This is a genomic window from Amycolatopsis panacis, from assembly GCF_003600245.1.
Classification (GTDB): Bacteria; Actinomycetota; Actinomycetes; order Mycobacteriales; family Pseudonocardiaceae; genus Amycolatopsis; species Amycolatopsis sulphurea.
This window is the reverse complement of record NZ_QZFV01000015.1, coordinates 1-8833: the sequence shown is the minus strand read 5'-3', so window position 1 is coordinate 8833 and position 8833 is coordinate 1. Positions and strand designations below refer to the sequence as shown.

The 8833-nt window shown below is 68.8% G+C and carries 10 protein-coding genes and 1 tRNA gene; 5 read left to right on the top strand and 6 right to left on the bottom strand.

Annotated elements, in window-relative coordinates; all coding sequences use genetic code 11:
* Nucleotides 1-180: 180 nt before the first annotated feature.
* Entirely contained in the window at nt 181-1056 is an 876-nt protein-coding gene (locus D5S19_RS01395; protein ID WP_158605456.1) for a hypothetical protein, read from the bottom strand.
* Between the two features lie 1005 nt (nt 1057-2061).
* On the opposite strand from D5S19_RS01395, the gene D5S19_RS01390 reads away from it, so the two are divergent.
* Both D5S19_RS01390 and D5S19_RS01385 read left to right on the top strand, forming a co-directional pair.
* Nucleotides 2062-2805: a trypsin-like serine peptidase gene (locus D5S19_RS01390; protein ID WP_120021506.1), complete on the top strand. Its 744-nt coding sequence runs from the start codon at nt 2062-2064 to the stop codon at nt 2803-2805.
* A 13-nt stretch (nt 2806-2818) separates the two neighbouring features.
* Nucleotides 2819-3043, top strand: coding sequence for an RNA-binding S4 domain-containing protein (locus D5S19_RS01385; protein ID WP_120021508.1), 225 nt, complete (start codon nt 2819-2821; stop codon nt 3041-3043).
* A gap of 47 nt (nt 3044-3090) precedes the next feature.
* On the opposite strand, the gene D5S19_RS01380 is transcribed toward D5S19_RS01385, so the two are convergent.
* Nucleotides 3091-4050: an Ldh family oxidoreductase gene (locus tag D5S19_RS01380; RefSeq protein WP_199730260.1), complete on the bottom strand. Its 960-nt coding sequence runs from the start codon at nt 4048-4050 to the stop codon at nt 3091-3093.
* A 92-nt stretch (nt 4051-4142) separates the two neighbouring features.
* On the opposite strand from D5S19_RS01380, the gene D5S19_RS01375 reads away from it, so the two are divergent.
* Nucleotides 4143-4424, top strand: a complete 282-nt coding sequence (locus tag D5S19_RS01375) for a DUF2277 domain-containing protein (protein ID WP_098512091.1) — start codon at nt 4143-4145, stop codon at nt 4422-4424.
* A 257-nt stretch (nt 4425-4681) separates the two neighbouring features.
* On the opposite strand, the gene D5S19_RS01370 is transcribed toward D5S19_RS01375, so the two are convergent.
* The 4 genes from D5S19_RS01370 to D5S19_RS01360 form a co-directional block, all read right to left on the bottom strand.
* Nucleotides 4682-5233 (bottom strand): LppA family lipoprotein, encoded by a 552-nt coding sequence (locus D5S19_RS01370; protein ID WP_147397305.1) that lies wholly within the window; start codon nt 5231-5233, stop codon nt 4682-4684.
* A 12-nt stretch (nt 5234-5245) separates the two neighbouring features.
* On the bottom strand, nt 5246-5575 hold the full coding sequence (locus D5S19_RS31550) for a hypothetical protein (RefSeq protein ID WP_147397304.1): 330 nt from the start codon (nt 5573-5575) through the stop codon (nt 5246-5248).
* A 55-nt stretch (nt 5576-5630) separates the two neighbouring features.
* Nucleotides 5631-5718, bottom strand: a tRNA-Ser gene (locus tag D5S19_RS01365).
* Nucleotides 5682-6212 carry a MarR family winged helix-turn-helix transcriptional regulator gene (locus tag D5S19_RS01360; protein WP_120021503.1) on the bottom strand — a complete coding sequence of 177 codons (531 nt, stop codon included), beginning with the start codon at nt 6210-6212 and terminating at the stop codon, nt 5682-5684. Before D5S19_RS01360 ends, D5S19_RS01365 begins: the two co-directional genes overlap by 37 nt.
* A 512-nt stretch (nt 6213-6724) precedes the next feature.
* Between D5S19_RS01360 and ypfJ the strand changes: the two genes are divergently transcribed.
* Both ypfJ and D5S19_RS01350 read left to right on the top strand, forming a co-directional pair.
* Nucleotides 6725-7651, top strand: coding sequence for a KPN_02809 family neutral zinc metallopeptidase (ypfJ, locus tag D5S19_RS01355; protein ID WP_120021502.1), 927 nt, complete (start codon nt 6725-6727; stop codon nt 7649-7651).
* A gap of 35 nt (nt 7652-7686) precedes the next feature.
* The gene (locus D5S19_RS01350; protein ID WP_120021501.1) at nt 7687-8664 is read left to right on the top strand and encodes an NAD(P)H-quinone oxidoreductase; all 978 of its coding nucleotides are present in this window, start codon (nt 7687-7689) and stop codon (nt 8662-8664) included.
* Nucleotides 8665-8833: the final 169 nt, after the last annotated feature.

The window sequence follows — 8833 nt, the reverse complement described above, 5'->3', positions numbered from 1 at the left end:
TCACGGACTCTGAGTCTGTGAAGGGTCCCTTCACAGACCCGAAACCGGTCCGGCGCACGCCACGAGGCGGTCGCACACACCTCCGCATCGCCCACTGCCGGGTCCCCGACCAACTTTGCCGACACCCACGGACGGAGAGTCTGTGAAGGGTCCCTTCACAGCTTTGGCAGATACGGGCCGTCAGCGACCGCCTGCCGCTTTCCGCACCAAGCCCGTCCACGGCTGCCACCGATGGTCGACGACCTTCCGGAAGTCGCTCTTGGGCGCGACACTCGGGGCCGGTGCGGGCGGGTTGTTACCCGCGCGAGGTACGTCCTGATCCGCGCCGGCCGGAGGAACGTCCTGGCGCGGGCCAAGGGGAATGTCCTGGCGCGGGCTGACCGGCGGCGGCGTGGTGACGCGTTTGCGGACCGGCCGCTCCTTCGGGGACACCGGCACGTGAACCGTGGCCGGTCCGGCTTCCGAGGTCACCGGCACCTGCGGCCGTGTGGGCCAGGAGCCCGGCGGAGCCACCACGACCTGCGGCTCGGCCTGCGTCGCCACCGTGTCCGGCCGCGAACCGGAGAACCCGCCGGTCACCAGCCCGCCACCCAGCCAGCCGAGCCCGGCCAGCACGACCGCCGACGCCCCGATGACCACGGCACGCCGGCTCCTTCGCCCCACCACGGCCTGCGGCGAGACCAGCGCCCTGCCGCCTGCGGCCGGAACCGACCCGGCCTGCACACCGCCGGTCTCGGCCACACCCGACCCGGCCTGCACACCGCCAGCCCCCGCCACATCCAACCCGGCCTGCGCACCGCCAACCCCCGCCACACCCAGCCCGGCCTGCGCACCGCCGGTTTCCGCCACACCCGACCCGGCCTGCACACCGCCAACCCCCGCCACGCCCAACCCGGCCTGCGCGCAGCCGGTCTCCGCCACACCCGACCCGGCATCGGTCGGACCGTTCACGAGCAGCTCGCCCGCAGTCGGACCGTCAACGAGCCGCCCACCCACGCCCTGCCCACCCACGCCCTGCTCGGCCGCGCCCGCCCCGGCGCCCCGCCGCCTATCCACGATTGACTTGTCGACAAATTGCCCGACCACCCCCCACCTTGCCGGGCCCAGCCCGCCCGTCAGCCGCCTGCCCCTGCCCGGCTTACCCGCCCGCTTCAAGCTGCCCGGCACACTGGCGGCGATGATCCCGGTTCGATCGGCCAGCTCCGCGGCGGAGCGGTCGGCGATTGCGGCCGGTCGCCGACCGGCAAGGCGCAGCATTGGGGACACCTCCGGGGCACTGGCACACGGGCGGACGCCACCATTCTGGCGCATTTCCGATAGATCTGTCAGAAATCCAACTCCATCGAGTGATTATTGTTTTCACCAGAAGGCAGCTCCACCGTTCGAGTACGGGGCGAGAGCGGACAACAACTGATCACTGATAAGTTACCTCGTCGGCCAGCCTGGCGTCGGCGCATACGGATCCGCGCATGATCGCCCCGGCCGCTTTCTTCGTTGTGGTAAAGGAAATTTCCTCGAACCATGCCGTGGCTCGCGCATCCAGGACACCACGCGGCCCGCGATGCCGGTTTGATTCCACCCGGATGCACGCAGCGACTCGGTGAATGAACTTCGCTGCGTTACACGAACTCCACTCAAGTGCTCCGGCGAATCCGAACGTATTCGAGATGGTGGCCGCTGACCCGTCACCGGAACAGCATCTCGGCCACACCTGCCGGGCGACACGGACCGGTTCATACCCGAGCACGCGGCCGGCCCCCACCCCAGGGTTCCGGCAAAGTCGGTGTAGAGGTCCGTGAAGGGACCCTTCACGGACTCTGAGTCTGTGAAGGGTCCCTTCACAGACCCGAAACCGGTCCGGCGCACGCCACGAGGTGGTCGCACACACCTCCGCATCGCCCACTGCCGGGTCCCCGACCAACTTTGCCGACACCCTGGGCCCCCACCCAGCACCGGTGATCACCGCCGCTTCGCCCGTGAAATCCTTCATCACGGTTCCTCGCACCGATCTCACCCGGGAGCTCGGATACTTAGTGCGAACGGAACCCCTCAGGAGGTGTTGTGCGGCGAGTCGTGATCGTGGCGGTCGCGCTGGTGTGCACGAACGGCCTCCTCGTCGCGAGTGCGGACCACACCGTCGAAACGGTGCCCACCGCCGCGGCCAAGCCGGCGAACTCCGCCGTCGGCGCGCTGTTCCTGGACGGCACGCACTACTGCACGGCGAGCGTGGTGCACAGCGACCACGGCAACGAAGTGGTCACCGCGGCGCACTGCATCCACGACGGCCAGGACGGCTCGTACTTGACCGGCGTGAGCTTCGCTCCCGGCTTTCACGACGGAGTCGCCCCGTACGGCTATTGGGAGGTCACCGACGAGCGGGTGCTGCCGGGGTGGTCCGATTCCTCCGATCAGGATCTGGACGTCGGATTCGCCAGGGTGCGCCGCGCCGGTTCGGACGCCACCGTCGAATCGTTGACCGGGGCGAACAAGCTGGCCGTGAACAGTCCGGCGGAGCGGCCGGTGAAGGTGACCGGTTACCCGGACGGCGTCGACACCCCCGCGGTCTGCGCCACCACCACGAAACGGGAGGACACCTTCCAGCTGCGCGTGGAGTGCCCCGGGTTCGCCACCGGCACCAGCGGCGGCCCGTGGATCGAGGACCCGGATCCGAACACCGAACTGGGCACCGTGGTGGGCGTGATCGGCGGGTACGAATACGGCGGTGACACCGACGACGTGTCCTACTCCAGCTACTTCGACGACGACGTGGCCGCGCTCTACCGCAAGGCCACCACAGGCCCGTGACATGATGCGGCGCATGAGCCACCCCGTGCGTGATGTCCCGATCACCGGCGCCCCGATCCGGCTGGGCCAGTTCCTAAAGCTGGCCGGCCTCGCCGAGGACGGCGCGCACGCGAAGGATCTCATCGAAGCGGAAGAGGTCACCGTGAACGGCGAGACCGAGACCCGCCGTGGCCGTCAGCTCACCGAGGGTGACGTGGTGGCCGTCGGCGGAGAGCAGGGGCGGGTCACGACCGGCTGAACGACGTCCCGCGGCAGCCGGGAACATGCGTTGATGTGGTGCGTTCGCTAGCCCACCGTGCTCAGCGGCGACCGGCCGAGGCCGATCGCCAGCGAGTCCAGCTGGCGACGGACCGAGGCGGACAGCGGCACGCCCAGCGCCCGGCACTGTTCCAGGTACTGCGCCTCCCGCCAGCCCGGGTAGCGGATCGGGGCGCCGCCCTCCCAGCCGAGCATGCTGCCGAACAACGCGCTCGCCGCGCGGTAGAAGCCATCCGCGCTACGCAGCGTGGTCGGGGCGATCGCCATCACCAGCAACCCGGTGTCGTGCTCGTGATCGGCGACGCCGGAGAGCACGCCGGCCAGCACGTCCACCATCAGCGCGAACCCGGCGAACTCCGGATTCCGCGCCGCATCGCCCAGGTTCACATCCAGCATGAACTCCGGGTACGCCCCGGCGGGGGCGGCCATGCCGAGCGGGTTCGCGGGATGCTCCTCCACGCCGCCCGCGGCCAGCACCAGCCCGATCATCCCGTGCGGCAGCGCCCGCGCCGCGTGGTGCCCGGCCCGGCCGAACGGACCGGCCCCGCGCATCGACACCAGCCCGACGCCGAACCGCCCGGCGCGCACGACCGCGCGGTCCATCGCGTCGCCCACCGCCCACAACCCACTGGCCCTGCGATAATCGATGAGCGCCGCCGCCCCACGGTCGGCGATCAGCAGCGGCTCGGCCCCAGGCGTCACGAACCCGCTTTCCACGGCGGGCAGGTGCAGCCGGGTCAGCTCCGCGACGCCGGTGTCCGGCGCACCGGTGAGATCGCCGTGGCACAACGCTTCCGCGGCCATCCGCGCACGGATCTCCGGAAAGCCGTGCGCCACCAGGATGCGCGAGACGAGTGCGATCAGTTCCTCGGCCGGCACCCGGTGCCAGGCCTGCTCGGGGATCGGGGTGTCACCGGAACCGGGACCGGCGGGAGCAGCGGAGGCGACCGGCCGTCCGAGACGGCGGGACCGAGGTCTGAGGGACACTTCACCGAGAGTGCCGGGACTCCGCACACGACGTCAACGAGGTTGGCACGAGAGTGTGATGGGGGCTTCCGCAGAGTCGTACCCTGAACCACATGTGCCGAAACATCACCACCCTCCGCGGCCTGCAGCCCGCCGCGACCACGGAAGAGATCGAAGCCGCGGCACGCCAGTACGTGCGCAAGGTTTCCGGCGTGCAGTCCCTGTCGGAGGCCACCCGCGACCCGTTCGAAGAGGCGGTCGCGGAAATCGCCGCGATCACCACCCGCCTGCTCGACGAACTCCCGCAGCGTCGCCAGCCGCCGGCCACCGTCCCGCCACTGCGCCGCCCCGAGGTCCGCGCGCGAATGGCGTTGCGGGAACTGAAGAATCCCTGATCCACCGGGTGCCCGTCCCTGGCGGCGACGGACGTGCATCCCGGCAGGTCCGCCTGCGGACGCTGCCCGGCTGAACAGCGGGCTCGCCTGGCGTTACCTGAGCAGTCACACCCTGGCGATGACCGGCCGCACAGGGTACGCGCGGGCCCATGTCGTGGTTGCTCGGCAACCTCGTTCGGGTGATCAGACCGGCGCAGTACGTCAGCAGTCGTGGAGGCCCGGCAATCGGAAGCGCCCGGGCCGGCCGCGTACCTGACTTACTTCTTGATGAGGTGACATCCGGTAGTCAGGGAAACAACCGTGTTCTTTCCCGACCCGACGGACACCTGAGCACCGAGCTGATCCACGAAGTTGAGTTCGGCGTCGCCGTTCTGGTTCACGTCCAAAGTCAGTTTGGTGAATCCGTACGCGGCGACAACCTCCCGCACCACATGCTTGACCTTCTCCCACTGGGGCACCAGAGACGTCTGCGCATACCACCGCGCCAAAAACTTCGCGCCGGCCTCTTGCTCCGTCAAGTCCGGAAACTGTGGAGCACACCCACGGTATTCGGCAGAATTGGGTTCCTCGGTCCAGTCTGCGACACCGAAGTCAGTGGCGAGGCGCTCACGAAGCGCAGTGCGAAACTTCTCATAACCGGCGACAGCCTCGTCCAGAGTCGGCCGAGCCGCCAGTTGGGCTTGCTGTTGCTGCTTCGACATCGATGGTCCCGTGGATTGAGGGGCAATATATTCGTGGCCGTCGCTGCATCCACCCAGCAGCAATGCACCGGCCAGGGTGGCGGCGATCGGCCAACTTCGGAACGACAAGTGATCGTCTTTCTAGCTAGCGGGAATCGTCAGCTGAGGTTTTCCGGCCACGACCGCGGCGATATTGTGTTTGCTGGTGCTGTCCACACCGCTCGGTGAGGTCATCGTGTACTCACTGTGCCCGTGGGAGGCCACAAAGGGGCCGGAAGCATCGGCCGAAAGCTGTTTCATCCCGTCCATCCAGTAGGGCGCTGCCCCATAACGCCAGGTCTCCGGCACCCACTGAGCAACAGGATCACCATCCGCCTTGATGTTGTACGCATGACCGTCCGGAACATCGAGGTCGCGCGCCGTGTTGTCGATACCGAAATGGTCTGCGACGCCTGGTGACCCGAAGAACACGGCGTCGTCGACCCGGCCGCCCCCACACCCGGCGGACCGGGCCGGGGGCGGCGGCTGGCGGAAGCGGAGGGATTTGAACCCCCGGTAGGTTTCCCTACGGACGCTTTCAAGGCGTCTGCATTCGGCCGCTCTGCCACGCTTCCTCACCGGTCAGCGTATCGCGCCTGCCCTCGGCCTCGTCCAGGTGTTCGAGGACACGGCCGAACACCGTGCCCACCGTGGTCTGTTCCTGCGGAGTGAGCAGGTCGATCAGGTGCTCGCGAGCGCCGCGCACGTGCGTGGGGGCGGCCTCGGCCAGCAGCCGCCCGCCCGGCGTGGTCAGTTCGGTCAGCACGCCGCGCTTGTCGTCCGGGTCCGGGCGGCGACGGACCAGGCCGGCCGCTTCCAGTTTGCTGATCTGGTGCGACAGCCTGCTCTTGGTCGAACCCAGCTGCGCGGCCAGGTCGGTCATTCTGGCCGGGCCGGCGACCGCGTCGAGGCAGACCAGTACCTCGTAGTCGGCGAGGGAGATCGCGTGTGCTTCGGTCAGCTCACGGTGCAACCGCTGCCGCAACCGTAGCGAAGCGACGATGTACGCCCGCCAAGCGTGCTGTTCGGGTCCGCGGAGCCAGCGCACGCCGGGGTGGTCGTCGATCATTCACGAAGCCTAGGTGTGCCAAGCATTTGCGACCGAACGTGGCCTCTTCCGGCAAACTTCGCCCGAAGGAGGGGTTACGGAAAGGTTGAGACTCGGCGCGAAGAAGCGCATCCTTCTTGTCAGCGGAGGGTGATTCGGGTATCGAAGCGCGCCGCAGGGGTACGCCGGCCCGGGTCTCCCACGTGGAGAGGCCAGGTGGTGGCATGGCAGGTGATTCCCGCGGTTGACCGCCCGCTGTGTACCCGCGGCCGGCACGGCCTCGATCCGGTTCGGTCGCGACTGTGAACAGCAGCAGGCAGGCACTAGCGGTGCGCCCGGCATCGATCACGCGCACCACGGCGTCGATCTGGCGCTGCTTCACTTCGCGGCCTCGGCACCGCGAAGGCATCGCCGGACGCCGGCCCGGCCGGTGGCCAACCGCCACTCGAAACCTCGGTAGTACCTGGGTGCGGCCCGCCAGAGCGCAGGGCCGCACCCAGTCTGCGTTTCCGATCCGCGGTTAGGCTTTCGCCGTGCGATTCGACGACAACGCGGGACTCGACAGCTCCGAGGTCCAGGACCTGCGCGGCAGCGGCGGTGGCGGCGGGATCGGCGGCCGGGTGGCCCTCGGCGGTGGCGGGCTCGGGCTGGTCGGGCTCGTCATCTACTTCCTGATGTCCCAGTTCGGCGGCGCGAGCAGCGCCCCGAACCCGGCCAGTGGCCCCGGGCTCGGCAGTGTCGGTTCGGGGCAGCAGGTGGACGCCACCACGCTCGCCCAGAAATGCCGCACCGGAGCGGACGCGAACCGCGACCACGACTGCGCGGTCGTCGCCATAGTCAACTCGGTGCAGGACTACTGGACCCAGCAGTTCACCCGCTCCAGCCAGACTTACCGCAAGGCCACCACGCGGTTCTTCAACGGCGGCGTACGCACCGGCTGCGGCAGCGCCACCTCCGACACCGGCCCGTTCTACTGTCCGGCCGACTCACACGTGTACATCGACCTGTCCTTCTTCAACGAGCTGAAGACCCGCTTCGGCGCGAAGGGCGGGCTGTTCACCGAGGCGTACGTACTGGCCCACGAGTACGGCCACCACGTACAGAACCTCACCGGCACGTCGAAGCGTGGCAACGGCAGCGGCCCGACCGGCGGCTCGGTGCGCCTGGAGCTGCAAGCCGACTGCTACGCCGGGGTCTGGGCGAACCACGCAAGCACAACGCCGACCGAGTCCGGCAAACCGCTGGTGCAGGACGTCACGAAGGACGACATCTCCCGCGCGCTCGACACAGCAGCCCGGATCGGCGACGACTACATCCAGTCGAAGCTCGGCAGCGGCCACGTCAACGAATCGAGCTTCACGCACGGCACTTCCAAACAGCGCGAAAAGTGGTTCACCACCGGGTTCCAGACCGGGCAACCGGCTCGCTGCAACACCTTCAGCACCAACGACCTCGGCTGAGCGCGTGCGGCGTGAAGCGGGTTACAGTCAGGCCCATGCAGGCGATCACGATCCGCGAACCCGGTGGCCCCGACGTGCTCGAATGGACCGAGGTGCCCGATCCGCGTCCCGGCCCCGGTGAGGTGCTGCTGGAGGTCGTCGCGAGCGCGGTGAACCGGGCCGATCTGCTGCAGCGGCAAGGAAACTACCCGCCTCCGCCCGGCGCCAGCCAGGTGCTTGGCCTCGAATGTTCCGGCGTGATCGCGGAACTCGGCGAAGGCGTCGAAGGCTGGCAGGTCGGCGACGAGGTGTGCGCGCTGCTGGCCGGCGGCGGGTACGCCGAGAAGGCCACCGTGCCCGCCGGGCAACTGCTCCCGGTGCCCGGCGAGGTGGAGACGATCACCGCGGCCGGGCTGCCCGAAGTTGCCTGCACCGTATGGGCGAACGTGGTGATGCACGCCGGGCTCCGCGAGGGTCAGGTCCTGCTGGTGCACGGCGGCGCGGGCGGGATCGGCACGCACGCCATCCAGGTCGGCAAGGCACTCGGCGCGACCGTCGCGGTCACCGCGGGTTCACCGGAGCGGCTGGAGAGCTGCCGCCAGCTCGGCGCGGACGTGGTGATCAACTACAAGGAGCAGGACTTCGTCGAGGTGCTGCGGGCCGAAACGAACGGCGCCGACGTCATTCTCGACAACATGGGCGCGAAATACCTCGACCGCAACATCGACGCACTCGCCATGGACGGGCGGCTCGTCGTGATCGGCATGCAGGGCGGGGTGAAGGGCGAGCTGAACCTGGGCAAGCTGATCGGCAAACGGGCCGGCGTATACGCGGCGGGGCTGCGATTCCGTCCGCTGGAACAGAAGGCAGCGATCGTCGCCGACGTGCGGGAACGGCTGTGGCCGCTGGTCGAGCAGGGTTCGGTGGCGCCGGTGGTCAGCCAGGTCGTACCGATGGCCGAGGCCGCTTCCGCGCATCGGATGCTCGAAGAGGGCACCGTGTTCGGCAAGGTCCTGCTGACCGCCAAGTCCTGAGCTGTGAAGGGAACCTTCACAGCCTTAGCGTCCAGGGTGTCGGCAAAGTCGGTGTAGAGGTCCGTGAAGGGACCCTTCACAGACTCAGAGTCCGTGAAGGGTCCCTTCACGGACCCGAAACCGGTCCGGCGCACGCCACGAGGTGGTCGCACACACCTCCGCATCGCCC

What these genes read in the sequence shown, in the direction of transcription:
- D5S19_RS01385 (WP_120021508.1), top strand. Translation starts at nt 2,819, where the DNA reads ATGAGCCACCCCGTGCGTGATGTCCCGATCACCGGCGCCCCGATCCGG.
- D5S19_RS01375 (WP_098512091.1), top strand. Translation starts at nt 4,143, where the DNA reads ATGTGCCGAAACATCACCACCCTCCGCGGCCTGCAGCCCGCCGCGACC.
- D5S19_RS01360 (WP_120021503.1), bottom strand. Translation starts at nt 6,212, where the DNA reads ATGATCGACGACCACCCCGGCGTGCGCTGGCTCCGCGGACCCGAACAG.
- D5S19_RS01350 (WP_120021501.1), top strand. Translation starts at nt 7,687, where the DNA reads ATGCAGGCGATCACGATCCGCGAACCCGGTGGCCCCGACGTGCTCGAA.